The following is a 26,958-nucleotide window of genomic DNA, read 5'->3' as shown; positions in this document are numbered from 1 at the left end:
TCTGCGTGGGTGCCCCTACGCGTACCGGTAGATGCCGCTGTGGTCGAGCATCTCGGCCGGGGTGATGTCCCAGGGCCCCATCTTCTCGTCACGGGCGGCGATCCTGCGGTACTGCGACTCGCCCAGCTGCGGGGGGTCCGTGGGCAGATAGCCGGCCTGTGGGTAGCGCTGCTGCCAGCGCGACCAGACCAGATCGACGAAGGAGTGGTGGAGCCAGAAGACCGGATCGTTGACGGAGGCGCCGCCGAGCATCAGCCCGCCGACCCAGCGGTGCACCCGGTTGTGGATACGGAAGCGCTCGTTGCCGCGGCCCGGGGCCCAGCCCTCGATCGCGTTGCGGAACCCCGTCGTGCTCGTGGAGTTCCAGGGCTCCACGTCGTACACGGTCTCCTTCATCACCTCGTCGAGCTGGGCCTTGGTCGGCAGCGTGATCGGGTCACGGGGGCGGCCGAAGTCCCTGGTCAGGAAGCGGCCTTCGGTCATGCCGTGCTTGACGGTCCAGCGTCCGCCCGCGTACGCGAACGGGCCGGTCATCACCTGGAGGTCGTCGCGGCGCCCGTTGCCGCCCATGAAGTCGTCGTTCCACAGGGAGGCGGCCGGGGTGTTGTCCTGGGTCCAGTCCCAGTACGGCACGGTCACGGTCCGGTCGATCTTGCGCAGCGCCCGCTCGAACTCCAGCAGGAACTTGCGGTGCCAGGGCAGGAAGCTGGGGGTCATGTGGGCCACGCGGAGGCGTTTGTCGCCGTCGGCGACGTAGTAGTCGATGTGCGTACGGACGAAGTCGTCGTACGTCCCGCTGCGCTTGAGCTCCAGGACCGCCGCGACGAACTTCTTCCGCTCGGCGCTCGTCAGGTCGCGCTGGTTCTTACGTGTGTACGCCACGCGGGCTCCCTCCCGGGTGGACGCCGTGGGCGGCGGCGAAGCGGGTCAGCGGGGCGGACCCCAGCTCGTCCACGGCCGCGCGGGTGGCCGCCAGCGGCGTCGGATAGGTCTGGTAGTGGTCGATGGGGGTGAGATAGCCGCCGTCGGCGCAGCGCATCAGATGCAGCGGCCTGCCGTCGACGAGGACTTCCGGCACGCCCGCGGCGCCGGCGCGGGCCTGGATGCGGTGTCCCCCGTACATCTCGTCGAAGACCACGACGGAGGGCTCTTCCGAGCCCGGCGTGGTGGCGATCCGGGCCAGTGCACCGCCGGTGAAGGCGGCGACGGTCAGGGTGAAGAGGGACCGCAGTGCGACGCGGCGCGGGACGATCATGAGTGATCTCCTGGTGGTCGGCAATTGCCCTCTGGGCACAACGATGGAAACGCGACTTCGTTCCGGGGGATATGGCAGCGGGATGAATGTCGGCCGATCGGGTGAATTCGGCGCGGGGTGGTGGCTGTTCGGCCACTAGCATCCGGATTCATGACCTCTTCCAACGTCGTTTCCGAGGCGCGCAGCGATTCTCCGCTGGGAACGCTCACCGTCGTTCCGTGGACCATCGGACCCACCGACGATTCGCCCGTCACTCCTTTTCTGATGGTCTACTCGCTCGGGGACGGCCGTGACGGCCCCGAGGCCGGTGAAGAAGCGATGCGGGCAGCCCTGGAGGGCATGGGCCTGCCGCTCGGGGACCGGGTGGTCGACGCCTCGGAGGAGCGCGCGACCGGCGCGCATCTCCTCGTCGAGGCCCAGCAGGCCGTGCTCACCCTGCCGTTCATGAAGGTGCAGTGCCCGGTGCCGGCGGAGTGGGAGGCGGCCGCCAAGGAGAGCGGGCACGCGTACCTCATCTGCTCCGTGCGCCCCTGGCCCGACGCCGTGCCCGGCGAGGCCCTCACGGAGGAGCGCCTGAAGGCCTTCGTCACCGACGACGCGGTCGTGGGGGCCGCGGCGCACGTCCTGCTGCCGGTACGGCGACTGCAGGGCTGAGCGGAGAGGGGGCGCGGCGTCATGGCGACGGTGAACGTACGGGGCGGGGTGCCGGGGCAACGGCAGGAGGAGGCCCGGGAGAGCGTCGGGACGTTCGGCGCGAGCCGGGCCCTCGCCCTGCTGCTTGTGATCACCGGGGCGGCCGGGGTGCTGGCCGGGTGGGTCATCACGCTCGACAAGTTCCACCTCCTCGAGGACCCGGGCTTCCAGCCCGGGTGCAGCCTCAACCCGGTCGTGTCCTGCGGCAGCATCATGAAGAGCGAGCAGGCGGCGGTGTTCGGCTTCCCGAACCCGATGCTCGGTCTCGTGACGTACGCGGCCGTCGTCGCCGTCGGCGCCGGGCTCCTCGCCGGGGCCCGTTACCGCGGCTGGTTCTGGCTCGGGCTGAACGCCGGGATGCTGTTCGGCGTCGGCTTCTGCACCTGGCTGATGTACCAGTCGCTGTACGAGATCAACGCGCTCTGCCTGTGGTGCTGTCTGGCCTGGGTCGCCACGATCGTCATGTTCTGGTACGTCACCTCGCACAACGTGCGCACAGGTGTCCTGCCGGCGCCCGGCGGACTGCGGACCTTCCTCGGCGAGTTCACCTTCGCGCTGCCCGTCCTGCACATCGGGATCATCGGGATGCTGATCCTGACCCGATGGTGGGACTTCTGGACCAGTTGACGTGACCCTCCTCTCCTGGCCGCGGGCAGCACTGATCGTGCTGCTCGCGGCCGTTCTCGCGCTCGTCCTGCCGAACGACCGGATCGCGCCCGGTGGCCGGTCGCCCGAAGCCGTACCGGAGCGGCTGACCGTGCCGTCCGGCTTCTTCACCGGCTCCGACGAGACCGGGGTGCGGCGGATCGCCGAGGTGCAGCGCTGGCTGGGCGGCGCGACGCTGACCGTCGGGCACACGTATCTTCCGGGCGACCGCTGGTCCAACATCGAGGGCCATCCCGCGCTCTTCGAGCCGTGGGCGCGGTGGAAGGAGGAGCGGCCGGGGCGGCTCTTCGTGCTGAACGTGCCGCTGCTCGACCGCAGCGAGGAGGCGCTGCCGGACGCCGAGGTGCGGGCGGGGCTGCGGCGCGGGGCGGCGGGGGCGTACGACGGCCACTTCCGCACGCTGGGGGAGCGGCTCGTCGCGCACCGGCTCTCCGACGCCGTCCTCGTCCTGGGCTGGGAGATGAACGGCACCACCTACAGCCATCGCTGCGGGCCCGACCCCGAGGCCTGGAAGGCGTACTGGAAGCGGGTCGTGGGGGTGCTGCGGGAGGTGCCGGGGCAGCGGTTCCGCTTCGACTTCACCGCGAGCCGGGGGCGGGACGCGGTCGAGTGGCCGCGCTGCTACCCGGGCGACGCGTACGTCGACATCATCGGGATGGACGCCTACGACCAGCCCGAGGGGCTCGGCTTCGAGGAGCAGGTGGCGGAGGACTTCGGGCTCGCGCACCATGTGCGGTTCGCGGCGGCGCACGGCAAGCCCGTCTCGTATCCGGAATGGGGTCTCTTCCGCAACGGTGACAACCCCGCGTACGTACGGGGGATGCTCGACTGGTTCGCGCGGCACCGGCCCGTCTACCAGACGTTCACGGACTACTGCCCGCACGGGGTGTGGGGATGCGCCGACAATCCGGAGTCGGGCCGGGTCGTCAGGGGAGCGCTCGGAGCGTCAGGCCGCCCTTGAGGACGTCGACCGTCCGGTCGAGGAGCGGGACGAGGTCCTCGGGCCGCCGTCCGTGCGCGGCCCAGTGGACGGTGGCCTCGCGCAGGGCGCCGAGGACCGCGGCGGTGAAGACCCGTACCTCCAGGTCGTCGGCGGCGCGGCCGGTGCGTTCGGCGATCGCGTGGGCCAGGAGCCGGCCGCTCTCGGCGGTGGTCTCGGTGAGCCGGGCCCGTACGGCCGGGATCTCGGCCACGAGACGGGCCCGCAGCAGGGTCTCCTCCGGCGCGTCTGCCAGGGCCGCCGTCACCGCGTCGAGGACGACCGCGCGCAGGGACTCCAGCGGCTCCTCGCCGGCGGGGCGGGCCCGCAGCCGGGCCTCCATGAGGGCGTCGGCCTCGTCGGTGAGGAGGATGTCCTCCTTGACGGGGAAGTAGCGCACGACGGTGGAGGGGGAGACCTCGGCCGCCTCCGCGATCCGGTCGACGGTGGCCGCTTCGTACCCCTGCTCGGCGATCAGCCGGTAGGTGGCCTGACGGATCGCGGCGCGGGTCCTGAGCTTCTTGCGCTCGCGCAGGCTGAGGGGTGGGGGCGGCTCGCTCACGCGGTGTAGGCGACCAGCGAGATGCCGACGTAGTGGACGATGAAGGCCGCCAGGGTCAGCGAGTGGAACACCTCGTGGAACCCGAACCAGCGGGGGGACGGGTTCGGCCGCTTCATGCCGTAGATGACGCCGCCCGCGCTGTAGAGCAGTCCGCCGACGATGACGAGCACGAGGACGGCGATGCCGCCGGCCCGCATGAAGTCGGGCAGGAAGAAGACGGCGGCCCAGCCCATCGCGATGTAGCAGGGCGTGTACAGCCAGCGAGGGGCGCCGACCCAGAAGACACGGAAGGCGATGCCGGCCGCGGCCGCGACCCAGACCGCCCACATCAGCGGCCGCCCGGTGGAATCGGGGAGGAGCAGCAGCGTCAGCGGGGTATAGGTGCCCGCGATGATGAGAAAGATATTGGCGTGGTCCAGGCGCCTCAGGACGGCCTCGCCGCGCGGTCCCCAGTTGCCGCGGTGGTAGAGCGCGCTGATGCCGAAGAGCAGGCAGGCGGTGAGGACGTACACGCCGCAGGCGATCCGGGCGCGGGGCGAGTCGGAGAGGGCGACCAGCGTGAGGCCCGCGACGATCACGGCGGGGAACATCCCGGCGTGCAGCCAGCCTCTCAGCCGTGGCTTGATCGGATGCGACGGGTGGGACGAGGTGTGCTCTATCCGGGTCACGTCCGGGACGGCTGAAGTCATGAGCCGAATGCTACCTACGCGCCCGTAGGTCCCGGACATGAGTGGCGATGCTCACGTGTGCGGCCCTCTGGACATATGGGCGCGGGCATCGGATGATCAAATGAGTGTGGTCGGCACCGGATGAGCGGCTACGAAGCATCCGGGTCGCAGCCCCCACGGGGCAGACATCTAAAAAACCCCTCATCAAGGAGCAATCGTGGCGCGCGACAACGCGGCTCCCACCACCGTCCCCACCCAGCACCAGGAACTGGTCGCCTGGGTGAACGAGATCGCCGAGATCACGCAGCCGGACAACATCGTCTGGTGCGACGGATCCGAGGCCGAGTACGAGCGCCTGTGCGAGGAGCTCGTCGCCAAGGGCACGTTCAAGAAGCTCGACCCGACTCTGCGCCCGAACTCCTACTACGCCGCCTCCGACCCCTCCGACGTCGCGCGCGTCGAGGACCGCACCTTCATCTGCTCCGAGAAGGAAGAGGACGCGGGCCCGACCAACCACTGGAAGGCCCCGGCGGAGATGCGCGACATCTTCACCGGTGAGCAGGGCGTCTTCCGCGGCTCGATGAGGGGCCGCACCATGTACGTCGTGCCCTTCTGCATGGGCCCCGTCGGCTCGCCGCTCTCCGCGATCGGCGTCGAGATCACCGACTCCGCGTACGTCGCCGTCTCCATGCGCACCATGACCCGCATGGGCCAGGCCGTCCTGGACGAGCTCGGCACCGACGGCTTCTTCGTCAAGGCCGTCCACACCCTGGGCGCCCCGCTGGAGGAGGGCCAGGAGGACGTGCCGTGGCCCTGCAACACCACCAAGTACATCTCGCACTTCCCCGAGTCCCGCGAGATCTGGTCGTACGGCTCCGGCTACGGCGGCAACGCCCTGCTCGGCAAGAAGTGCTACGCCCTGCGCATCGCGTCCGTCATGGCGCGTGACGAGGGCTGGCTCGCCGAGCACATGCTGATCCTCAAGCTCACCCCGCCGCAGGGCGAGTCCAAATACGTCGCGGCAGCCTTCCCCTCCGCCTGTGGCAAGACCAACCTCGCCATGCTGGAGCCCACGATCTCCGGCTGGACGGTCGAGACCATCGGCGACGACATCGCCTGGATGCGCTTCGGCGAGGACGGCCGCCTCTACGCGATCAACCCCGAGGCCGGCTTCTTCGGCGTCGCGCCCGGCACCGGCGAGCACACCAACGCCAACGCCATGAAGACGATGTGGGGCAACTCCGTCTTCACCAACGTCGCGCTCACCGACGACGGCGACGTGTGGTGGGAGGGCATGACCGAAGAGGCGCCCAAGCACCTCATCGACTGGAAGGGCAACGACTGGACGCCGGAGTCCGAGACCCCGGCCGCCCACCCCAACGCCCGCTTCACCGTCCCGGCCGGGCAGTGCCCGATCATCGCCCCGGAGTGGGAGGACCCGAAGGGTGTGCCGATCTCGGCGATCCTCTTCGGCGGCCGCCGCGCCACCGCGGTCCCGCTGGTGACCGAGGCGTTCTCCTGGCAGCACGGTGTCTTCCTCGGCGCGAACGTCGCCTCCGAGAAGACCGCCGCCGCCGAGGGCAAGGTCGGCGAGCTGCGCCGCGACCCCTTCGCCATGCTGCCGTTCTGCGGCTACAACATGGGCGACTACATGGCCCACTGGGTCAAGGTCGGCGCGAACGCGGACCAGGCCAAGCTGCCGAAGATCTACTACGTGAACTGGTTCCGCAAGAACGACGCGGGCAAGTTCGTGTGGCCCGGCTTCGGCGAGAACAGCCGCGTCCTGAAGTGGATCGTGGAGCGCCTGGAGGGCAAGGCCGAGGGCGTCGAGACCCCGATCGGCATCCTGCCGACCGTCGAGTCCCTCGACACCGACGGCCTGGAGCTGCCGGCGGAGGACCTGGAGTTCCTGCTCAAGGTCGACCGCGACGTCTGGCGCGAGGAGGCCGCCCTGGTCCCCGAGCACCTGAACACCTTCGGCGACCACACCCCGAAGGAACTGTGGGACGAGTACCGCGCGCTGGTCGAGCGCCTGGGCTGATCCCGCACCTCAAGACTCGTGGCGGGTCGCCCCGAACACCGCCCTGACCAGTGGGGTCACGAACGGCTCGTCACGATGCACACCGGTCCCCCGAAGCCCCCTCACGGCTTCGGGGGCCGGTGTCTTTCCGTACGCCCCTCCAGATAGGCGGTGTGGGTGTGCTGGCGGATCGCTTCCGCGTGGCCGGCCGCGGCGGGCGGCAGCTCGACCTCCGTGAGGTAGGCGCGCAGGGTCGCGAGGTCCGTCCGCAGGGCGTCGAGCTGCTCCGCCGCGTCCGGGAACGCCGGGGCGGGCGGGCGCTCGGGCGGGGCGAAAAGCGCACCGGCGCCGTACAGGCCCGCGACGACCACCGGCCACAGGGAGCCGGCCGCGCCGGTGAGGGTCAGCGCGAGGCCCACGAGCCCGCAGGCGCTGCCGGTGAGGTTCTTGCGGGATTCCAGGTACCGCAGGACCGGGTCACTGATAGCCACGGATCTCCTCGAACGCTCCGTCCAGCGAGCCCGTGGTGGCGTCGAAGAGCCGGCCGCCGGTCAGGGTCGCGATGTGGTCGAGCTCGGCGCGGTCGGAGTCCCCGAAGAGGATCGGGAAGACCGGTGTCCGCTGCCGCGCGGCCGGCAGGGACCGATAGAAGGCGTCGAACGCGGCGGCCGGTTCGCCGTCCGTGTTCTGACCGTCCGTCATCAGCACGATCGAGGTGAACGCGTCGCCGCCGTCCGCGGTGCCGAGGTGGGCGTACGCCTCCTGGAGACTGGAGTAGATCGCGGTCCCGCCGGAGGCGGACAGGGCCCCGGCGTCGGCGCGGATCGCGTCGAGAGCGGTCTTCGGGGAAGCCGGGTCGACGGTGTGCGTCCGGACCTCCGCGGCCTTCACGGACGAGCCGAAGGGCATCAGGGTGACCACCTCGCGGTCCCGGAAGTCCCCGGTCAGCTCGGCGAGCGCCGACTTCAGCCGGGTGAGCCGCTCGCCCGCCATGGAGCCGGAGGTGTCGAGGACGTAGACGGTACGGGACGGGCGGCGGAGCTTGTTCTCGTACGCGTCGAGAAGGCCGTCGGCGACGGAACGGCTGCCGGGGAAGGGCAGTTCGCGGCGCTGGTCGGCGGCGAGCGGCTCCGCCAGGCGCACACCGGGGACGACGGGGCGGCGCAGGGTCCGGTCGGTGATCAGCTGCTGCGCGGAGGGGGTGCGGAGATGGGCGGTGAGGGTCGCGGCCGCCTGCTTAGCCTCCGGGCTCGCGGAGGTGAGCAGGGTGAAGGGGTAGTCGGCGGTGACGACGCCGTCGACGGGACGGACGACCGTGAGCTTCTCGCCCATGGTGAGGAGCACGGACTCGTAGTTGATCAGCGCGTCGACCTCCACATTTCAGGGGGAGTTGGGCGGGCGGCGGGTGAAGGGCCGATCCCGGTACCGAACCGGACGGCGCTGTACCGTGTGGGCCGTCCCGGAGGAGGGGGTGGGGGATGCCGCGTTGGGCGGTCGTTCTGCTGGTGGTGGCCGGGGCGCTGATCGTGCTGACGCCGGTCGCCGTGCTGGGCGGATATGTCTACGTCTACGGGAAGGTCCACGAGGGCATGCGGTTCCCGTCGGAGGACGTGACGGTGGCGCGGTGTGCGCTGGACCCGGTCTCGCGGCGGCCGGTGGCCGAGCTGGCGGTCACGAGCGAGGCGTCCCGGCGGGGGAGTTACACCGTGACGCTGGAGTTCCAGGACGCGAGCGGGGGTGTGCGGGAGACCGGCACCGCGTATGTCGAGGACCTGCCCCGAGGCGCCTCGGAGCGGGCCGTGATCGTCGGGGCGAAGCCGTTCGGTGACGGCGTGCCGGAGTGTGTGGTCGTGGACGCGGAGTTCCTGGCGACGAGCCCGCGGACGCCGTAGCGGGAGGTGGGTGGCTCCCGGTCCGTGCTCCTTCGCGGCGCGCGGACCGGGGCCGTCAGGGGGCGCTGACCAGCTTGGAGGGGGTCAGGGCGGCGGTGTGCGCGTCCATGCGCTCGGCGGCGAGGATCGCGGCGGCCGTGTCGGCACGGGAGGCGGCGACGAGCAGCGCGCGGCCCGCGAGGGCGTGGGCGCGTCGGTGCAGCGACTGCGGGTCCGAGCCGCTCAGGCCGGCGTGACGGGCGGGCGGCGCGCCGCGCAGCCGTGCCACCTGGCGGGCGATGAGCTCGCCCGCCGCCGTGTCGCCCAGCTCGTCCGTGACGGCGAGCAGGGCGGAGAGATGCCCGGCGAGCTGGATGTCCAGCTCCTCCTCGCGGGAGCGGTGCGGATACGCGTTCCGGTCGTCGTCGGCCATCCGGTGGACCGACTTGGTGCGGATCGGTTCGTACATGGGGACGGCCTCCTGCGGTAGCTCTGGAGCCATCCTAGCTTAGATTCAATCTAAAGTTGAGAGCTGTCCGGGAGTGCCGGGGTCACGGCTGGCTGTAGCCGTCCAGGAAGTTGCCGATCCGGGTCACCGCGTCCGCCAGGTCCTTGGCGTTGGGGAGTGTGACGATCCGGAAGTGGTCCGGCTCGTGCCAGTTGAAGCCGGTGCCGTGCACGACCATGATCTTCTCGGCCCGCAGCAGGTCGAGGACCATCTGGCGGTCGTCCTTGATCTTGTAGACGGCCGGGTCGAGGCGCGGGAAGAGGTACAGGGCGCCCTTCGGCTTCACACAGGTCACGCCCGGGATCTGTGTGAGCAGGTCGTACGCCACGTCACGCTGCTCCAGCAGGCGCCCGCCCGGCAGTACCAGGTCCTCGATCGACTGCCGGCCCTGCAGGGCCGCGGCCACCGCGTGCTGCGCCGGCATGTTGGCGCACAGCCGCATGTTGGCGAGGATCGTCAGTCCCTCGATGTACGAGGAGGCGTGGGCCTTGGGGCCGCAGACCGCGAGCCAGCCGGAGCGGAAGCCCGCGACCCGGTAGTTCTTGCTCATCCCGTTGAAGGTGAGGACGAGGAGATCGGGGGCGATCGCGGCGGTCGGCGTGTGCGTCGTGCCGTCGTAGAGGATCTTGTCGTAGATCTCGTCCGAGCAGACCACCAGATTGTGGCGGCGGGCGATCTCCGTGAGGGAGCGGAGCATCTCGTCGTCGTAGACGGCGCCCGTCGGGTTGTTCGGGTTGATGATCACGATCGCCTTGGTGCGGTCGGTGATCTTCCGCTCGATGTCGGCGAGGTCCGGCATCCAGTCCGCCTGCTCGTCGCAGCGGTAGTGCACCGCCGTGCCGCCCGCGAGGGAGACCGAGGCCGTCCACAGCGGGTAGTCCGGGGCGGGGACGAGCACCTCGTCGCCGTCGTCGAGCAGCGCCTGCATCGACATCTGGATCAGCTCGGAGGCGCCGTTGCCGAGGTAGATGTCCTCGACGGAGAGCGGGATGCCCTTGGTCTCGTAGTGGCTCATCACCGCGCGGCGGGCGGACAGCAGGCCCTTCGCGTCGCCGTAACCGTGCGCGTCGGCGAGGTTGCGCAGGACGTCCTCGAGGATCGCCGGCGGGCACTCGAAGCCGAAGGCGGCCGGGTTGCCGGTGTTGAGCTTGAGGATGCGGTGACCCGCAGCTTCGAGCCGCATCGCCTCTTCGAGCACCGGGCCCCGGATTTCGTAACAGACGTTGGCGAGCTTCGTGGACTGGATCACCTGCATGTCGTGAGCTTACGGCGGTGTGCGGCCGGGCGCCTCGTGTTTTGGGACACGTCGGGCGGAACGGGTGAGGGGCCCCTTTGGGGAAAAGGTCTCGTGAAGCTCCGGAGTGGATCTTGAAAAGCTCGGGCGGATGCCCGGAATGTGACCTGGCTCGCTCCGGGACGCCTCAATCCTTACAATCCGCCGCCATGAGCCACCAGGACAACAGCGTCTTCGTCGACGCCTCGGGGCGACGGGGTCGCGTCATGAGGTGGGCGGCCGCGGGTGTCGGTGTCGCCTGCCTCGGGTTCCTCGCCGTGGTCGTCGCCGGGACCTTCGGCGCCGGACCGGCGAACGGACCGCTGCCCTGGGTGGACGCCGAGCGGCCGGCGGCGCCCACGCTGATCCAGACGGACCCCTCCGGCGGCGCGGGCGGCGACTCCGACGACGCGTCCGCGACGCCGTCGAAGCCGACCGCCTCGCCGAGCGCGAGCACCACGGCCCCGCGCCCGAGCGACACCACCAAGGCACCCGATTCGTCCGCGCCCACGACCGCGGCGCCGACGGCCACCTCCGGCACGGACACCGCTCCCGGAAAGGCGGGCAACGCCCCCGGAGCCACGAAGCGGCCGAAGTGACGGGCGGCCGACGCGCGGGCCGGCGCGGACGACGCGGCGCCGGGCGGGGGGACGCGGCGGGGGTGCCGGTCGCGCCGGACGCGCCGGACGCGGCGGGCTCGGCGGGCGCGCCGGTGGGGCCCGGGGGGCATGACGGGTACGGGTACGGGTACGAACGCGACGCGTACGAGCGCGACGCGTACGACCAGTACCACGGTGGGGGCGAGGCGTACGGGCAGCACGGCGGGTACCCCGCCCACGAGGCCCCGGGCGGCTACGCGGTCCCGCCGCCCCGCGCCGAAGGCCCCCGCCGCGCACCCGCCGCGCGGACCCGGCACGCGCTGCGGCGCGATCCGCGGGCGCACTGGCTGGTGCTCTGCCTGACCCTGCTCGTCGCGGCGACCGCGCTCGTCTTCGCCGGGTACGGGCGCCACGAGATCGCGGCGACGGACGCCCCCGACGCGCGCGCCTGCGAGCGGGCCGGCGCGGACGTCCGCGCCGGCGGCCCCGTCCTGCGGTTCGACGGGAGCGGCCGCACGCACAGCGCCACGCCCCGCCCCGGCTTCGTCGCCCTCACCTACGACGGCGGCCCCAGCCCCGACTGGACCCCGCGACTCCTCGACGTACTCGGCGCCCGCGGCGCCAAGGCCACCTTCTTCGTCACCGGCGCCGACGCCGCAGCCCATCCCGACCTCGTCCGCAGGATCGTCGCCGAGGGCCACGAGCTCGGCTCGCACACGTACACCGACGCCGACCTCGCGCAGGTCGCCGCCCCGCGCGCCGCCCTGGAGCTGTCCTTCACCCAGAACGCCCTCGCCGGCTCGGCCGGCATCGGCACCCGGCTCCTGCGCCTCCCGCACACCGCGACCGTCGACAAGCTCTGCCACGACCAGTGGGAGGCGGGCCGCGGCGCCGCCGCGTCCGGCTACCTCCTCGTGACGGCCGACGGCGATTCCGTACGGCAGTACACGGGATCGCCACAGGCCGTGCGGGAGACGGAGCGGCTGCTCGCGCAGCCGGGCGCCGCGCCTGGCGGCTCCACCACCTACACCTCCGTCGGCGACGCGCTCGGCCTCTCCGACACCACGTACACCGTCTCCTTCCTCGCCGAGTGGAAGGGCGCGGCCGTCATCTGGGCGCAGCAGCTCTCCCGCGCCTTCGCCGACACCATGACCGGACTGCTCGTGCTGGCCGGTGCCATCACCGCCGTACGGCTCGTCATGCTGATCGGCGTCGCCCGGCTCCACGTCCGCCGCACCCGCGCCAAGCGGCGCCGCGGGGCGCCCCGGCTGCCGCCGGTCACCGAACCGGTGTCGGTGCTCGTCCCCGCGTACAACGAGGAGGCGGGCATCGAGGCGACCGTCCGCTCGCTGCTCGCCTCGACCCACGAGTACCTCCAGGTCGTCGTCATCGACGACGGCTCCACGGACCGGACCTTCGAGATCGCCGAGTCGATCGACGACCCGCGCGTGATGGTCGTCCGCCAGCCCAACTCGGGCAAGGCCGCCGCCCTGAACACCGGGCTCGCCTGGTCGCACTTCGACATCGTCGTGATGATCGACGGCGACACCGTCTTCGAGCCGGACGCCGTCCGCAAGCTGATCCAGCCGCTCGCCGACCCGCGCGTCGGCGCGGTCAGCGGCAACACGAAGGTCGGCAACCGGCAGGGCGTGCTCGGCCGGTGGCAGCACCTGGAGTACGTCATCGGCTTCAACCTCGACCGCCGGATGTACGACGTCCTGGAGTGCATGCCCACCGTGCCCGGCGCGATCGGCGCCTTCCGGCGGGACGCGCTCACCCGCGTCGGCGGGGTCAGCGAGGACACCCTCGCCGAGGACACCGACCTGACGATGGCCCTGTGCCGGGACGGCTGGCGGGTCGTGTACGAGGAGTCGGCGATCGCCTGGACGGAGGCGCCGTCGACGGTCCGGCAGCTCTGGAAGCAGCGGTACCGCTGGTGCTACGGCACCCTCCAGGCGATGTGGAAGCACCGCCGCGCGGTCGTCGAACGCGGCCAGTCCGGCAAGCTCGGCCGCCGCGGTCTGCTCTACCTCCTGCTGTTCCAGACGGTGCTGCCGCTGCTCGCGCCGCTGGTGGACGTCTTCGCCGTGTACGGCCTGCTGTTCCAGGACGCGGGGCAGGCGCTCGCCGTCTGGCTGGGCTTCACGGTGGTGCAGGTCGGGACGGCGCTGTACGCGCTGCGGCTGGACCGCGAGCGGTTCGAGCCGCTGTGGACGCTGCCGCTGCAGATCTTCGTCTACCGGCAGCTGATGTACCTCGTCGTGGTCCAGTCCGTCGTCACGGCGCTGCTGGGCAGTCGGCTCCGCTGGCACCGGACGCAGCGCGCGGGGACGGCGGCGGAGACGCTGGAGCGGACCGGGGCGGGCGGCGGGCAGGGCCTGTAGGTTTGCCCGTCATGTGGGTTGTGAGTGCCTCCGGATGCCGGTGGCTGGGCGCGGGCGGTTCGCTCGCCGTCGCCGTGGGCGGATGGGCGGCCGGGACGCTTCCGGTGCGCGAGCCGTGGGGGCTGTGGGAGCCCCGCGGATCGGCGCTGACGGTGGCCGGTGCCGTCCTCGCGTACCTGGGGCTGACGCTGCTCGTCGCGGCCTGGTGGCGGTACGGGGTGCTGCTCGCGCGAGGCGTGCCGGGCGTACGGGGCGTGCGGGGCGTGCCGGACGGTGTGCTCGGCACCCTGGGGTGGTGGACGGCACCGCTGGTGTTCGCCCCGCCGCTCTACAGTGCCGACGTCTACAGCTACATCGCCCAGGGCGCCATGGTCCTGGAGGGGTATGACGTGTACGGGGCGGGGCCGTCGGTCCTGGGCCCCGGGGACCTCGGCGCGGACGCCGCCGCGAGCGTCGGCGGGCACTGGACCGAGACACCCGCGCCGTACGGGCCCGTCTTCCTCGTCCTCGCGCAGGCCGTGGTGACGCTGACGGGCGGCGAGATCGTGCCGGCCGTGTTCGGGATGCGGCTGATCGCGCTGGGCGCGCTCGCGCTGATCGTGTGGGCCGTGCGGGGGCTGGGAGGCGGCGGCGGAGCGCTCTGGCTGGCCGTGCTCAATCCGCTGCTCCTGATCCACGTCGTCGGGGGGATGCACAACGACGGGCTGATGATCGGGCTCATGCTGAGCGGCGTGCTGCTCGCGGTCCGGGGGCGGTGGGTGCTGGGGAGCGTCCTCGTCGGGCTCGCGATGATGGTCAAGTCGCCGGCGGCGGTGGCGCTGCTGTTCATCGGCGTGATGATCGCGCGGCGGGACGGCGGCGGCGTACGGGGTGTGGTGAAGGGATTCGCCCTGCCGGGGCTCGTGGCGGGCGCGGTCGCGGCGGGTGCGACGGTGCTGGCAGGGACGGGCTTCGGGTGGCTGCGGACGCAGAGCGTGGCCGGGACCATTCACACGGCGCTGTCGGTGACCAGTGATGTGGGCCTCGGCCTCGGGCTGCTGTTCGGCGACGACCCCGAGCCGGTCAAGGGCGCGGTGCAGACGCTGGGGCTGCTGGCGGCGCTGGTGATCATCGGGGCGCTGGCGTGGCGGGCGTGGAGGGGGCGGGTGGATCCGGTCCTCGGGCTGGGGGGCGCGCTGGTGGTGCTGGTGGCGCTGTCGCCGATGGTGCAGCCGTGGTACGTGCTGTGGGGGGTGGCGGTGGTCGCCGCGGTCGGCTGGCGCGGCCGTCTTGGGCAGCTGCTCGCGGTCGTCTCGGCGGCGCTCGTGTACGAGACGGCGCCGTCGGGGCACACGCCCGCGTATGGCTTCGCGCTGGCGGGGGCGGTGTTGGTGCTGGGGCTCGTGTGGATGCGGCGGGAGCCGTGGGGGCGGTCGGTTGTGGGCACCGCCCCCGTGGCGGACGGGCACATGGAGCGGACGCGCCCGTAAGGGCGCCGTCCCGTGTGCCCACCCGTCCCTCCCCCTAGGACTTCGTCCTGGGGGACCCCAGCGGGACGATTGCCCACAACGGGCGGGGGACGCGCTAGGCCCGCCGGACCGACCTTCCCGCCAGGGTCGCCGTCCTCTTGCCGTCCTCGATCACGAACCGGCCGTCGATCAGGACGTGGGGGATGCCCACCGGGGGCGTGCGTGGGGCGGCGTAGGTCGAGCCGGCCGCCACCGTCGTCGGGTCGAAGAGGACCAGGTCGGCGCGGTAGCCCTCGCGGATCAGGCCGCGGTCGGGGAGGCGGAGGCGGGCGGCCGGGCGGGAGGTGAGGTGGGCCACGCACTCCTCCAGGGAGAGGACGCCCTCCTCGCGTACGTACGTCCCCAGGTACCGCGGGAACGTGCCGTACGCGCGCGGGTGCGGCTTGAGGCCCTGGAGGATGCCGTCCGAGCCGCCCGTGTGGACGCGGTGGCGCATGATCGCGCGGACGTTGTCCTCGTGGCCGACGTGCTGGAGGATCGTCGAGCCGAGCCGGTCGGCGAGCAGCAGGCGGCGCGCGGTGGCCCAGCCGTCCAGGCGGCGGCCCACGGCGTCCGCGAGCCCCGGGTCGGACACCCCGGAGACCTCGATCGTGTCCCACGCGACCGGCACCCCGTGGCAGCCGTCCGAGCCGACGACCTCCAGATGGTGGCGGACGCGCTCCGCCGTCGCGTCGTCCGCGAGCCGGGACAGGATCGCCTCCGGCCCGCCCTCGCTCGCCCAGCTCGGCAGCAGCGCCACCAGCGTCGTACAGCCGGCGGTGTACGGGTACGTGTCGAGGGAGATGTCCGAGCCACCCTCCAGGGCCTCGTCCAGGAGGGCCAGGAGATCGGGCGCCTTCCCCTCGTTCACGTCGAAGTTCATCGTCGCGTGGGCCAGATGGAGCGCGCAGCCGGCCTCCCGGGTGAGGGCGACCATCTCCTCGTACGCCTGGAGCGCACCGGCGCCGTACGAGCGGTGGTGCGGGCAGTAGTAGCCGCCGTACCGCGCCACGACCCGGCACAGCTCGGTGAGTTCGGTGTCCGGGGCGTACATGCCGGGCGTGTAGGTGAGGCCGGAGGACATGCCGACCGCGCCCTGTTCCATGCCCTCGGCGACGAGCTGCCGCATCCGGTCGAGCTCGGTCCGCGTCGCCGGGCGGTCGTCCCAGCCGACCGCGTACATCCGGACCGTCCCCTGGGGGATGAGGTAGGCCGCGTTGACGGCGACGCCGCGGTCGAGACGGTCCAGGTACTCGCCGACCGTGCGCCAGTCGACGTCCACGTCGGATCCGTCGCCGTTCCAGCCGGTGATCGCCCGGCGGACCTCCGCGAGCGTGCGGTCGTCGACCGGCGCGTACGACAGGCCGTCCTGGCCGAGGACTTCGAGGGTCACGCCCTGCGCGGCCTTCGCGCTGTGGTCCGGGTCGCGGAGCAGCGCGAGGTCGCTGTGGGCGTGCATGTCGATGAAACCGGGGGAGAGGACCAGGCCCTCGGCGTCGACCGTGCGCCGGGCGGTGGGTCGCTGACAGCCCGCCGCCGCGCCCTCCTTCACGATGGCGGCGATCCGTCCGCCGTCGACGGCCACGTCGGCGCGGTACGAGTCCCCGCCGGAGCCGTCGACGACCTCCGCGTCACGGAAGACGAGATCCATGGCCCCGTTCCTCCTAGAAGAACGTACGGATGTAGTCGACGACCGTGCCGTCCGCCTCGACCAGCGGGATCAGCTGCCACTTGTCGAAGCTGGTGCAGGGGTGGGACAGGCCCATGCCCAGCCAGTCGCCGACCTCGATCTCGGCCTCGGGCGTCGTCTCCAGCCAGCCGTGCTGGTCGGACAGAGCCGTGACGGTGATGCCGGTGGCCGGCCGGACCTGGCCGTCACGTGCCGAGCGGACCACCTGTGCCTCGGGGAGGTGGAGGTCGTACGCGGCGTCGCGCTTGCCCGCGTTGGTGAAGGCCTGCTCGGGGGCGGGGCGCGAGACGACCTGTGCCCAGAGCCGGAACGCGGGGTGGAGCGCGCCCTCCTCGGGGACCCGGTTGAAGGGCGTGAGGTTCCGGTACTGGCCGTCGTCGTGCGAGACGTAGGCGCCGGAGCGCAGCAACTTCAGGACGGGGAGGGAGAGTTCGGGGATCTCGGCGAAGACGTCCGCGACCACGTCGAACCATTCGCTGCCGCCCGCGCTGACGATGATCTCCTCGATCCCGGGGGAGAAGCGGCCCGCCTTGTCGAAGTCGGCGGCGAGGGAGACCAGCCGGTGCACCCAGGCGCGGACGCGCTCGGGGTCGGCCCGCGGGACCGGGGCCTCGTAGCCGGCGACGCCGACCAGGCGCAGGGTCGTGGTCGCCGCGACGGCGTCGGCGACGGCGGTGCAGTCGGCCTCGGTACGGGCTCCGGTACGGGCTCCCTCGCCGGCGCCGAGCTCGACGACGACGTCCACGGGGCGGCGGGCCCCGGCCTCGGTGAGGGCCGCGTCCATCAGCTCGACCCCGCGCACGGAGTCGACGTAGCAGACGAAGCGGAAGTCCGGGTCGGTGTCGAGCTCGGAGGCCAGCCAGCGCAGGGCCGTCGCGTCGACGAGCTCGTTGGCGAGGAAGATCCGCGCGATGCCGTGGGCGCGGTAGACGCGGGCCTGGTGGGGGACGGCGGCGGTGATGCCCCAGGCGCCGTACTCCAGCTGGCGGTCGAAGAGCTGCGGGGCCATGCAGGTCTTGCCGTGCGGGGCGAAGGCGAGGCCGTGGCGCTCGGCGTAGGTCTCCAGGAGGCGGAGGTTGTGCTCGACGGACTCGGCGGAGAGGGCGAGGACGGGGGTGGTGAAGCCGCCCGTGAAGAGGTTGCGGCGCTGGGCGGCCAGCTCGCCGACCGTCAGGCCCTCGGCGTCCGGGGGCAGGGCCTTGAAGCGGTGGTCGACGCGCTCGTCGGCCAGCTGCGCGGTGGCCTTGTGGGCGGCGGCGGGCATGGGGACCTCCTGGTGCGGTGCGTGCGGTGCGGTACTCGTGCAGTGCATTATGAGGTGTTGCAAGATGTGCAACAGTCATTGCGTATGCCGCTGACTGCTGTCTAACATCCGGGCGAGCGCGGGGTCAACGGACCCGCATGATCCACAGATCCACAGATCCACGAGGAGCCCGAGAGTGACCGGAAACCCGCCCGTGGACGCGTCACCCGTCGACGTCGTCTGCCTCGGCGAGTCCATGGTCACCTTTCTGCCCAGCCGGCCCGGCCGCCTCGCCGACGTCCCCTCCTTCACCCGCGCCATCGGCGGCGCCGAGTCCAACGTGGCCTGCGCGCTGGCCGCGGCCGGGCACCGCGTGAAGTGGGTCGGGAGGGTGGGGGCGGACGGCTTCGGCGACCACCTGGTCGAGGCGATCGGGGCGTACGGGGTCGATGTGTCGGCGGTCGCGCGGGACGCGGGGCGGCCGACCGGGGTCTACTTCCGTACCGCGACGGACCGGGCGGCCGAGGAGCACGAGGTCGTGTACTTCCGGGCGGGCTCGGCCGCCTCGGCGATGTCGCCCGCGACCGTGCCGTACGAGTCGGTCGCGGAAGGGCGGATCCTGCACCTGTCCGGGATCACGGCGGCGCTGTCGGACGACTGCCTTGCCCTGATGCGGGAGTTGACCGCGTCGCGCCCGGACCGCCGTCGGCCGCTGGTCTCCTTCGACGTCAACTTCCGGGCCGGGTTGTGGCGCGAGGGCGGGGCGGAGGGGGCGCGCGTGCTTCTGGAGCTCGCGCGGGGGGCGGACCTGGTGTTCGTGGGGGAGGACGAGGCGGAGGAGGCGTGGGGGGTGGCGGGGCCGGAGGCGGTGCGCGAGGCCCTGCCGGAGCCGCCGGTCGTGGTGGTGAAGCGGGGGGCGCGGGGTGCGGTCGTCTTCGAGCGCCGCGCCGGCTCCTTCCCCGCCCGGCCCCTTCCCGAACCGGGGGCTCCGCCCCCAGACCCCCGCACCTCAATCTCCCCCTACGCCCTGCGGCGTGGGGGGACCCCCAGCGGGGCCGGATATGACACCGTCACCGACGTCCCCGCCCCCCGCGTCGACGTCGTCGCCCCCGTCGGCGCCGGGGACGCGTTCGCCGCCGGGTTTCTGTCCGGCACCCTTCGCGGGCTCGACGTCACCGCGCGCGTCCGGCACGGGCACCTCATGGCCGCCGCCGCGCTCACCGTCCCCGGCGACCTCGCGACCCCGCCGCCCACCCCCGTACACGCCGACCGGCTCGTCGCCCTGGACGACGAGGGCTGGGGGAGACTTCACCTCGGCCCCGGCTGGACGCGGACGGGGCAGGACCAGGAGGTACGTACGTCATGAGCCAGACCGTCGACCGCGCGCTCAGCATCCTGCCGCTGCTCGCCCAGGGCCCCGCCGACCTCGGGCAGGTCGCCGACCGGCTCGGGGTGCACAAGTCCACCGCCCTGCGCCTGCTGCGCACGCTGCACGAGCACGGGCTCGTCTTCCGCCAGCAGGACCAGCGCTACCGCCTCGGCGCCCGCCTCTTCGCCCTCGCCCAGGAGGCCGTCGAGAACCTCGACATCCGCGAGATCGCCCACCCCCACCTCGCCGCGCTCAACGAGCAGACCGGGCACACCGTCCACCTCGCGGTCCACGAGGAGAACGAGGTCCTCTACATCGACAAGGTCGAGAGCCGCTACCCGGTCCGGATGTACTCGCGCATCGGCAAGCCGGTCGCGATCACCGTCGCCGCCGTCGCCAAGCTGCTGCTCGCCGACCTCCCCGAGCCCGAGCTGCGCGCCCTCGCCGCCAGGCTCGACTACCCCATGTACACGCCCCGTTCGACCCCGAACGCCGCCGCCTTCCTCAAGGAACTGGCGACCGTACGCGAACAGGGCTGGGCCACCGACCTCGGTGGCCACGAGGAGTCCATCAACTGCGTCGCGGCGCCCGTCCACGGCCCGGACGGCCGCGTCGTCGCCGCCATGTCGGTCTCCGCACCGAACGTGATCGTGACCGCGGAGGAACTCCTCACCCTGCTCCCGCTGGTGCGCCGTACCGCCGACGCCATCAGCCGTGACTACTCAGGCAAGGACCAGGCATGACAGAGAAGATCGCGCTCACCCCCGCCACGCACACCACCCCGCCCGCGAAGTTCTCGCACGGCGTCAGGAAGGGCGACATCCTGCAGGTCGCCGGCCAGGTCGGCTTCCTGCCCGCCGTCGAGGACCGGCCCCCGACGCCGGCCGGTCCGACCCTGCGCGAGCAGACCCTCCAGACCTTCGCCAACGTCAAGGCGATCCTGGAGGAGGGCGGTGCGAGCTGGGACGACGTGATGATGATGCGCGTGTACCTCACCGACGTCGACCACTTCGCCGAGATGAACGAGATCTACGACGCGTACTTCGAGGAGCAGGGCCTCAAGGCCCCCGCCGCGGCCCGTACGACGGTCTACGTCGGCCTCCCCAAGGGTCTCCTCATCGAGATCGACGCCCTGGCCGTTCTCGGCTGAGGCCGCCCGGTACGACGGAGGGCGCCCCGGGAACCCCAGGGCGCCCCGTCGGCGTCAGGCGGTGCAGTACTGCGACCCCTTGCCGATCGAGCGGTACATGCAGTCGGCGTTCTCCAGGAGCTGGAGCACGGCGTCCCTGTTGCGGCTCGTCTCGCGCTCGATCACCTCGTCGGGCGGGTAGAAGCCGCCGTTCCAGGACGAGGTCGGATACATCTCGAAGGTGTACCCGAAGATCTTGTGCGCACCCCACAGGTAGTCGTCGATCGACCCGTCCGTGATGTAGAGGTCGCTCGACTGCTCCGGGGTGTAGCCGTTGCTGGCGGCCATCTTCTGCCCCACCGTGGCGAACGCGTCCCGGTCGTCCTGGGTCATCCCGGTCGTGGTGTTGGCCGTGGTGTAGCCGAAGGGCCAGAGCACCAGCTCGCTGTACGTGTGGAAGTCGATCGCGGCCTTGATCTGCTGCTTGCCGCCCACCACGCGCGAGCGGACGAAGTCGGCGACGACCTTCACCTCGGGGGCGGACTCGGGGGCGGCGCCCCGGTACGTCGAGGAGCTGAAGGAGCCCGAGGAGCCGCCGCAGCAGCCCCACTTGTAGTCCCAGTTCCGGTTCATGTCCGTACCGATGTACGAGGAGCCGGAATTGGGCTGCCGGTTCTTGCGCCAGCTGCGGTAGGAGCCGGAGGCGATGTCGTACTCGCCGCCGTCCGGGTTGAGGTCCGGCACGATCCAGATCTCGCGGCTGTTGACGAGGTTCGTGACCCGGGAGTCCGACCCGTAACCCGCGCCGAGCTCGCGCAGCAGGTACAGCGCCATCTCGACGGTGAGGTGCTCGCGGGCGTGCTGGTGGTGGGTGAACAGGACCTCGGGCTCGGCCTCGTCCGTGCCCACGTTGTCGCTGATCTTGATGGCGACGATGTCCCGGCCCTGGTACGTCTTGCCGATGACGCGCTTGTTCATGATGCCCGGGTACTGGGCGAGGCGCTGGTCGATCTCCGCGTTCATCTCGGCGAAGTTGTGGTAGCGCGAGTCGGCGGAGGGGAAGTCGAGCGGGCCGACCGTGGTGCCCGCCCCCGAGCGGTCGGGCGGGGCCGGCAGAGCGGTGACCTTGTAGCCGAGGGCCTTGACCTTCCTCAGCTGCTCGGCGTTGGCGCTCACCACGACCGACCGGGCGTCGACCTCGTCCAGCGAGACTCCGGTGGCGGCGAGTGCGGTACGGGCGGCCACGGTGGAAGGCCCGGCGACCTCGTACTGCCGGATCACCTCCTCGGCGGCGGCGGCCGGCGCCGGGTCGGCCCCGGCGGGTGTCGCGTCGACGGCGAACGGCGTCGCCACGGCGAGCGCGAGAAGAACCGCGAGGGCGGCGGACCTTCTTCCGCGAATACGAAGTCGCATGCTGTCTCCTGGGTGGGGAGTGTGGGGGTGTGCGACAAACTGGTGCGGGTGTCCGGGCACATCGTCGAGCCGTGGCATGCACCGGTCAAGATGTCGAGTTCGGCCATACTGTCCCGCGTGGGGACGCTGATCGGTACGTACGAGATCGAGCACAAGCTAGGCGAAGGCGGCATGGGCACCGTGTATTTGGCGCGCTCGCGCGGCGGACGGGCGGTCGCGGTCAAGGTGGCCCGGCCGGAACTCGCCGCCGACCCGGCCTTCCGGGCCCGCTTCCGCGCCGAGGTCGAGGCCGCCCGCACGGTCGGCGGCTTCCACACCGCCCAGGTCGTGGACGCCGACCCCGAGGCCGACGCGCCCTGGCTCGCCACCGCGTACATCCCCGGTCCCACCCTCGCCGGCCTCGTCGCCACCGAGGGGCCCCTCCCCGAGCGGCGGCTGCGCGGACTCGGCGCCGCGCTCGCCGAGGCTCTGGAGGCCATCCACGCGTGCGGACTCGTCCACCGCGACCTCAAGCCCGGCAACATCGTCATGGCGGCCGACGGCCCCCGGGTCCTCGACTTCGGCATCGCCCGCGCCCTGGAGTCCACCCGGCTCACGGCCACCGGGGCGGCCTTCGGGACCCCCGGCTACCTGGCCCCCGAGCAGGCGCTCGGCGAGGAGGTGACCGGGGCCGCCGACGTCTTCGCACTCGGCGCCGTCCTCGTCGCGGCGGCGGGCGGACGGCCCTTCGGGGGCGGGACCCCGATGGGCCTGATGTACCGCACCGTCCACGAGGACCCGGACCTGTCGTCGGTCCCGGCGGGGCCGCTGCGCGAGCTGGTGGCCGCCTGCCTGGCGAAGAACCCCGAGGACCGGCCGACACCGGGCCGGATCCTGGACGCGCTGGCGTCGGAGGCGGCTGAGCCGGCGGACGCCCCGGCCCCGGACGCCCCGGCTCCGGACGCCCCGGCTCCCGCCCGCACCCCGACCCTGATCGCGGCTCCGCGGGTGCCGGCGGATGTACGGGACGCGGTGCCCGCCCCCGTACACGACGCGCCGCTCCCGCCGATGCCCGTCGAGCCTCCGCCGCCCGTCCCCGCGCTCATCGCCGCCGACGGGGAGTGCGGCGTCGTCGTCGGCGCCGAGGGGATCACCTTCGAGCTCTTCGGCGAGGAGGCCGACTTCGACTGGAGCGAGATCGGCTCGGTGGCGTACGAGGCCGGCCGCCTGGGCCGCCGGCTGCACGTCCGCATCACGCTCTACGACGGCAGCGTCTACGCGTGTGACGTCAACGGCCGGGCCGCGCGCGTGCGCGAGTGGATCGAGCAGCTGGAGCACGTACTGGAACGGTGCATGCCCCGGTGAGAACGGCGGCAGCGCCGCCGGGGGAGCGGCGGCGCTGCTTCTCGGATCTCCCCGGAACGGTTACGGGAGGTTGTGGACGTGCGGTCCGACCGCGTTGGACCAGGCGTTCCCGGCCGTCGCGTCCCAGTTGGTCGACCAGGTCATCGCACCGCGCAGGCCCGGCCAGGTCTGCGAGGGCTTGAAGGAACCGCAGTTGGTGCCGCGCGCCAGGCAGTCCAGCGCGTTCCTCACGATCGACGGGTCGACGTAGCCGCTGCCCGCGCCCCGGGTCGAGGCGGGCACGCCGAGCCCGACCTGGGAGGCGTCGAGGCCGCCCTGGAGCTGGATGCAGGCGAGCGCGGTGAGGAAGTCCACCGAGCCCTGGCTGTACACCTTGCCGTCGCAGCCGAGCATCGAACCGCTGTTGTAGTACTGCATGTTGACCACCGTGAGGATGTCCTTCACGGCGAGCGCGGTCTTGAAGTACTCGGTGCCGGTGTTCTGCATGTCGATGGTCTGCGGGGCCATCGTCAGCACCATCGACGAGCCCGCCTTGGCCGACAGCTGGCGCAGCGCCTTGGTCAGGTACGTGGAGTTGATGCCGTGCTCCAGGTCGATGTCGACGCCGTTGAAGCCGTACTCCTGCATCAGGGCGTACGCGCTGTTCGCGAAGGCGGTCGCGGAGGCGTCACTGTTGATCGTGACGTTCCCCTTCTCGCCGCCGACCGAGATGATCACGGACTTGCCCGCCGCCTTCTTGGCCGCGATGTCGGCCTTGAAGTCGGCGACCGAGGCGTATCCGACGGCCGGGTCGAGGTTGAAGACGATCTGGCCGGGAGTGGCGGTGGAGTCGGCGAAGGAGACGGCGATGATGTCGTACTGCGCCTGGACGTCCCGGAGCTTCTGGACGGTCGCGCCGTTGTCGAAGTTCTGCCAGTAGCCGGTCAGGGCGTGCTTGGGGACGGCCGGGCCGGGGCCGGGGTCGGTGACCTCGCTCGTCGTCGCGGAGACGGTGGCGGACTTGGCGGACTCGCCCGCCGTGTTCGTCGCGGAGACCTGGAACTGGTACGTGGTGCCGGCGGCGAGCCCCGTCACGGTCGCCGAGGTGCCGGAGACCGACTGCGCGAGCGTGCCGTTGCGGTAGACCTTGTAGCCGGTGGCGCCCGAGACCGCGTTCCAGCTCAGCGCGACGGAGGACGAGGTGACCGTGCCCGCGGCGAGGCCCGCGGGAGTCGCCGGGACGACCGGGTCGGGGTCGGTGCCGCCGCCCCCGTCGGGGCCGAAGACGGAGACGTCGTCGACGTATATCGGGGCCTGGCCGTACCAGCCGTGGGTGTAGACGGTCACCGACGTGGTGTTCGCGCCGGTGGTGAAGCTGGTGGTCAGCTGCTTCCAGGAGGAGCTGTCCGGGGTCCAGGTGGAGACGTCCGTGGTGCCGGTGCCGCTCGCGCCGAGGTACGCGTACCCGCCCTGCACCCACGCGCTCAGCGTGTACGTCGAGTTGGGCTTGACGGTGACGACCTGGGTGCACCTGGCGTTGTCCTGGCCGGCCGGCGTGGCCTTGAGGGCGCCGGCCCCTGTGCGTACGGGCGAGGAGACGGCGGTGCCGCTGCCGGCGGAACAGGTCCAGTTGGCGGTGCCGGACTCGAAGCCCGCGTTCTTGGCCACGTTGACGTCCGCGGCCTGGGCGGTGCCGGCGCCGCCGACGAGGACGAGGCCGGAGCCGACGGCCAGTGCCAGGGCGCCGCCGATCCATCTGCGCGCGCGTGTGGTGGTGCGGTCCACTTGCTGCCTCCGGTGGGGGAGTCGGGGGTCTGGAGGGGTCGGGAACGGTGGCCACCGCTGGGGCTGCAATCTGGTCCAGACCAATTGAGTTGTCAAGACCTGTGGAGGGAAGGCGAGTTGACGCGTGGGCCCTGGGGCCCAGGTCCGGGCCCACCGTCAGACCCACGGCAGGACCCACGGCGGGGCCTATGTCAAGGCCCACGGCAAGGCCCAAGCGGGCCCAGAAATCTCCTGGCGCTTGGCGGATTGTGTGTTCACCAGCCCACGGGTCGTGGATAAAGTGCAGAGGCACCGCGCTGTGCAGTAACGCAGTGAACGCAGTGAGTCATGGGGACATGGGGACGGGGAGCCCGACGTGCCGACAGCGATCGCGGTCACCAGTGCCGACCTGGTGCTGCCACCGACCGACCAGCAGACGCCCACGGCCGCCGTCCTGCCCGCGCCCGAGACCCAGCCGCTGGCCTCCGCCGTCGCCGACCTGCAGCTCCTCCTCGACCGGTACGGCTACGTGATCGTGGTCTGCCCGTCCTCCGTGCCGACCGCGACGGAGCGGCGCCTGTACGCCGTACGGTCCCTCCTGGAGAGCGACCGGATCGCCCTGGTCAAGACCGATCTGCCGCCCCTCGGGACCGCCGTACTGGCCCGGCAGCTACGGCAGTTGTCCGTCTGCGACTTCAGCCCCGGTGTCGTCGCCTCGGCCGCGCGGCTGCTCGCCCACTACATCTACGCCGGGGCCGTCCTCGGCTCGGTGGCCAAGCTCGACCGCGTACCGGTCAGCCTGAAGTCCCACCTCAAGGGCTGGATGCCCGGGGCCCAGTTCGCCGTGCTCGCCGGGCCCGTCCCGCAGCTCGTCAGGATCGCGCCGGGCGCCGAACCGCCGGCCGGACCCGAGTTCGCCACCCAGCTCGTCCTGGCCCGAGGACAGCTGCAGACCGAGTGGCCCACCGCCACCCTCGCCCCGCGCTGGCAGGTCCAGGCCGTGCAGGAGGCGCCGCTGCCCGCCGAGTCGCCGCGCTGGTGGGGGACGGGCCGGCTGGTGGAGTTCGCCGCCTACCTGCCGGACATCGCCGTCCTGTACCAACTGGTCTCCTCCGTACGGCGCGAGACCTGCCACTGGTGCCGGATGGAGTTCATCGGCGACCGCTGCGGCTTCTGCTCCGCCCCGCTGCCGACCGCCGCCGCGACGGAACCCCGGGCGCTCACGGCCGGGAACCACGCCTCCGCGGCCCGTGTCCCGTAGCCCGGGGCGGTCCGGACCCCGGCCCTCTCCTTCGTCAAGCGTCCCCTGTCCACCGAGTCACACGTCTCCGATCGAGGTTGTACGGCAATGAACTCCCGCCAGCGTCGTGGCGTCCTTCTTCTTCTGCTGTCGGTCCTGTGTGCCCTGGGCGCCTTCGCCGGTGTCCTCTCGGTGATCGGCGACGTGAACTCCAAGGTCGGACCCGAGGTGACGGCGTACCGGATCAGGAGCGACGTGGCGCCCTACACCCCGCTGAGCGCCGGACAGTTCCAGAAGATCTCGATGCCCGAGCGCTGGCTCTCGGCCAACGCCGTCACCGACCTCGCGCAGGTCGAGGGAAAGATCGCCGTCACCACGCTCCGGGCCGGATCCCTGCTGCAGACCGACATGATCGTCAAACGCCCGGCGCTCCAGCCGGGCCAGCAGGAGATCGCCATCATGATCGACGCCGCCACCGGGGTCGCCGGCAAGATCACCCCCGGCGCGACGGTCAACATCTACGCCACCTTCGCCGGCGAGAAGAACGGCCGGCCGGCCCAGTCCAAGGTCATCGTCAGCAACGCCCGCGTCCTCGACGTCGGCAAGCTCACCCCCATCAGCGACCGGAACGACCGGAGCAGCCGCGCCACCGAGGCCGTACCGATCACCTTCGCCCTCTCCACCCTCGACACCCAGCGTGTCGCGTACGCCGAGTCCTTCGCCGAGCACGTACGGCTCGCGCTGGTCGCACCCGTCGCCCCCGGCAGCGAACCCACCGTCAGCCCCGGCGACCGCACCTACACGCTCGACAAGGACAAGTGA

General features: G+C 71.9%; 24 protein-coding genes and 2 pseudogenes. 14 read left to right on the top strand and 12 right to left on the bottom strand.

Going from position 1 to position 26,958, the window contains the following annotated elements:
• Positions 1-15: 15 nt before the first annotated feature.
• Positions 16-882 (bottom strand): tyrosinase family protein, encoded by an 867-nt coding sequence (locus tag FDM97_RS30240; protein ID WP_137993656.1) that lies wholly within the window; start codon positions 880-882, stop codon positions 16-18.
• Complete coding sequence (locus tag FDM97_RS30235; RefSeq protein WP_137993655.1) at positions 866-1,255, bottom strand: tyrosinase family oxidase copper chaperone; 390 nt, start codon at positions 1,253-1,255, stop codon at positions 866-868. The genes FDM97_RS30240 and FDM97_RS30235 overlap by 17 nt, the downstream gene beginning before the upstream one ends.
• Positions 1,256-1,405: 150 nt before the next feature.
• Between FDM97_RS30235 and FDM97_RS30230 the strand changes: the two genes are divergently transcribed.
• Genes FDM97_RS30230 through FDM97_RS30220 form a run of 3 tightly spaced genes read left to right on the top strand, consistent with a single transcriptional unit; the run spans position 1,406 to position 3,575 of the window.
• Positions 1,406-1,909 carry a DUF5949 family protein gene (locus tag FDM97_RS30230; RefSeq protein WP_137993654.1) on the top strand — a complete coding sequence of 168 codons (504 nt, stop codon included), beginning with the start codon at positions 1,406-1,408 and terminating at the stop codon, positions 1,907-1,909.
• A gap of 21 nt (positions 1,910-1,930) precedes the next feature.
• Entirely contained in the window at positions 1,931-2,575 is a 645-nt protein-coding gene (locus tag FDM97_RS30225) for a vitamin K epoxide reductase family protein (RefSeq protein ID WP_137993653.1), read from the top strand.
• A 1-nt stretch (position 2,576) separates the two neighbouring features.
• Positions 2,577-3,575 carry a glycoside hydrolase family 26 protein gene (locus tag FDM97_RS30220; RefSeq protein ID WP_137993652.1) on the top strand — a complete coding sequence of 333 codons (999 nt, stop codon included), beginning with the start codon at positions 2,577-2,579 and terminating at the stop codon, positions 3,573-3,575.
• Here the strand turns inward: FDM97_RS30220 and FDM97_RS30215 are convergent.
• On the bottom strand, positions 3,541-4,155 hold the full coding sequence (locus tag FDM97_RS30215) for a TetR/AcrR family transcriptional regulator (RefSeq protein WP_137993651.1): 615 nt from the start codon (positions 4,153-4,155) through the stop codon (positions 3,541-3,543). The two genes, FDM97_RS30220 and FDM97_RS30215, sit on opposite strands and share 35 nt — an antisense overlap.
• Entirely contained in the window at positions 4,152-4,844 is a 693-nt protein-coding gene (gene trhA / locus FDM97_RS30210; RefSeq protein ID WP_137993650.1) for a PAQR family membrane homeostasis protein TrhA, read from the bottom strand. The genes FDM97_RS30215 and trhA overlap by 4 nt, the downstream gene beginning before the upstream one ends.
• Positions 4,845-5,040: 196 nt before the next feature.
• On the opposite strand from trhA, the gene FDM97_RS30205 reads away from it, so the two are divergent.
• Positions 5,041-6,864 (top strand): phosphoenolpyruvate carboxykinase (GTP), encoded by a 1,824-nt coding sequence (locus FDM97_RS30205; RefSeq protein WP_137993649.1) that lies wholly within the window; start codon positions 5,041-5,043, stop codon positions 6,862-6,864.
• A gap of 182 nt (positions 6,865-7,046) precedes the next feature.
• On the opposite strand, the pseudogene FDM97_RS30200 reads toward FDM97_RS30205, so the two are convergent.
• Both FDM97_RS30200 and FDM97_RS30195 read right to left on the bottom strand, forming a co-directional pair.
• Positions 7,047-7,313: pseudogene (locus FDM97_RS30200) on the bottom strand (hypothetical protein); the annotation flags it as partial.
• Positions 7,314-7,320: 7 nt separating this feature from the next.
• Positions 7,321-8,217 (bottom strand): annotated as a pseudogene (locus FDM97_RS30195) (vWA domain-containing protein); the annotation flags it as partial.
• A 104-nt stretch (positions 8,218-8,321) separates the two neighbouring features.
• Between FDM97_RS30195 and FDM97_RS30190 the strand changes: the two are divergent.
• Entirely contained in the window at positions 8,322-8,735 is a 414-nt protein-coding gene (locus FDM97_RS30190; RefSeq protein ID WP_137993648.1) for a hypothetical protein, read from the top strand.
• 55 nt (positions 8,736-8,790) lie between these two features.
• On the opposite strand, the gene FDM97_RS30185 is transcribed toward FDM97_RS30190, so the two are convergent.
• Entirely contained in the window at positions 8,791-9,183 is a 393-nt protein-coding gene (locus FDM97_RS30185) for an SCO4983 family protein (protein WP_137993647.1), read from the bottom strand.
• An 82-nt stretch (positions 9,184-9,265) separates the two neighbouring features.
• Positions 9,266-10,477, bottom strand: coding sequence for a pyridoxal phosphate-dependent aminotransferase (locus FDM97_RS30180; protein WP_137993646.1), 1,212 nt, complete (start codon positions 10,475-10,477; stop codon positions 9,266-9,268).
• A 188-nt stretch (positions 10,478-10,665) separates the two neighbouring features.
• Here FDM97_RS30180 and FDM97_RS30175 point away from each other — a divergent pair, with 188 nt between their 5' ends.
• From FDM97_RS30175 to mptB, 3 genes are all read left to right on the top strand, one after another.
• Positions 10,666-11,094 carry a hypothetical protein gene (locus FDM97_RS30175; RefSeq protein ID WP_137993645.1) on the top strand — a complete coding sequence of 143 codons (429 nt, stop codon included), beginning with the start codon at positions 10,666-10,668 and terminating at the stop codon, positions 11,092-11,094.
• A 350-nt stretch (positions 11,095-11,444) separates the two neighbouring features.
• On the top strand, positions 11,445-13,478 hold the full coding sequence (locus FDM97_RS30170; RefSeq protein ID WP_137995116.1) for a bifunctional polysaccharide deacetylase/glycosyltransferase family 2 protein: 2,034 nt from the start codon (positions 11,445-11,447) through the stop codon (positions 13,476-13,478).
• An 11-nt stretch (positions 13,479-13,489) separates the two neighbouring features.
• A complete protein-coding gene (gene mptB / locus FDM97_RS30165; RefSeq protein WP_175439288.1) occupies positions 13,490-14,947 on the top strand; it encodes a polyprenol phosphomannose-dependent alpha 1,6 mannosyltransferase MptB in 1,458 nt (485 codons plus the stop codon).
• A 94-nt stretch (positions 14,948-15,041) separates the two neighbouring features.
• On the opposite strand, the gene FDM97_RS30160 is transcribed toward mptB, so the two are convergent.
• Positions 15,042-16,616, bottom strand: coding sequence for an N-acyl-D-amino-acid deacylase family protein (locus tag FDM97_RS30160; RefSeq protein ID WP_137993644.1), 1,575 nt, complete (start codon positions 16,614-16,616; stop codon positions 15,042-15,044).
• Positions 16,617-16,629: 13 nt separating this feature from the next.
• Positions 16,630-17,919, bottom strand: coding sequence for an alanine racemase (locus tag FDM97_RS30155; protein WP_137993643.1), 1,290 nt, complete (start codon positions 17,917-17,919; stop codon positions 16,630-16,632).
• A gap of 175 nt (positions 17,920-18,094) precedes the next feature.
• Here FDM97_RS30155 and FDM97_RS30150 point away from each other — a divergent pair, with 175 nt between their 5' ends.
• Genes FDM97_RS30150 through FDM97_RS30140 form a run of 3 tightly spaced genes read left to right on the top strand, consistent with a single transcriptional unit; the run spans position 18,095 to position 20,417 of the window.
• Positions 18,095-19,264 carry a sugar kinase gene (locus FDM97_RS30150; protein ID WP_284440305.1) on the top strand — a complete coding sequence of 390 codons (1,170 nt, stop codon included), beginning with the start codon at positions 18,095-18,097 and terminating at the stop codon, positions 19,262-19,264.
• Complete coding sequence (locus tag FDM97_RS30145) at positions 19,261-20,010, top strand: IclR family transcriptional regulator (RefSeq protein WP_137993642.1); 750 nt, start codon at positions 19,261-19,263, stop codon at positions 20,008-20,010. The genes FDM97_RS30150 and FDM97_RS30145 overlap by 4 nt, the downstream gene beginning before the upstream one ends.
• Positions 20,007-20,417, top strand: coding sequence for a RidA family protein (locus tag FDM97_RS30140; protein ID WP_137993641.1), 411 nt, complete (start codon positions 20,007-20,009; stop codon positions 20,415-20,417). The genes FDM97_RS30145 and FDM97_RS30140 overlap by 4 nt, the downstream gene beginning before the upstream one ends.
• A 54-nt stretch (positions 20,418-20,471) precedes the next feature.
• On the opposite strand, the gene FDM97_RS30135 is transcribed toward FDM97_RS30140, so the two are convergent.
• Complete coding sequence (locus FDM97_RS30135; RefSeq protein WP_137993640.1) at positions 20,472-21,809, bottom strand: M14 family metallopeptidase; 1,338 nt, start codon at positions 21,807-21,809, stop codon at positions 20,472-20,474.
• A 90-nt stretch (positions 21,810-21,899) separates the two neighbouring features.
• Between FDM97_RS30135 and FDM97_RS30130 the strand changes: the two genes are divergently transcribed.
• Positions 21,900-23,153, top strand: a complete 1,254-nt coding sequence (locus FDM97_RS30130; RefSeq protein ID WP_137995114.1) for a serine/threonine-protein kinase — start codon at positions 21,900-21,902, stop codon at positions 23,151-23,153.
• A 60-nt stretch (positions 23,154-23,213) separates the two neighbouring features.
• Here the strand turns inward: FDM97_RS30130 and FDM97_RS30125 are convergent, their stop codons facing one another.
• On the bottom strand, positions 23,214-24,917 hold the full coding sequence (locus FDM97_RS30125; RefSeq protein ID WP_137993639.1) for a chitinase: 1,704 nt from the start codon (positions 24,915-24,917) through the stop codon (positions 23,214-23,216).
• A 355-nt stretch (positions 24,918-25,272) separates the two neighbouring features.
• On the opposite strand from FDM97_RS30125, the gene FDM97_RS30120 reads away from it, so the two are divergent.
• Both FDM97_RS30120 and cpaB read left to right on the top strand, forming a co-directional pair.
• Complete coding sequence (locus tag FDM97_RS30120) at positions 25,273-26,157, top strand: hypothetical protein (protein WP_137993638.1); 885 nt, start codon at positions 25,273-25,275, stop codon at positions 26,155-26,157.
• 87 nt (positions 26,158-26,244) lie between these two features.
• Positions 26,245-26,958: a Flp pilus assembly protein CpaB gene (gene cpaB, locus FDM97_RS30115; protein ID WP_137993637.1), complete on the top strand. Its 714-nt coding sequence runs from the start codon at positions 26,245-26,247 to the stop codon at positions 26,956-26,958.

The organism is Streptomyces vilmorinianum, assembly GCF_005517195.1.
GTDB lineage: Bacteria > Actinomycetota > Actinomycetes > Streptomycetales > Streptomycetaceae > Streptomyces > Streptomyces vilmorinianum.
This window is presented reverse-complemented; position numbering and strand designations above follow the sequence as displayed.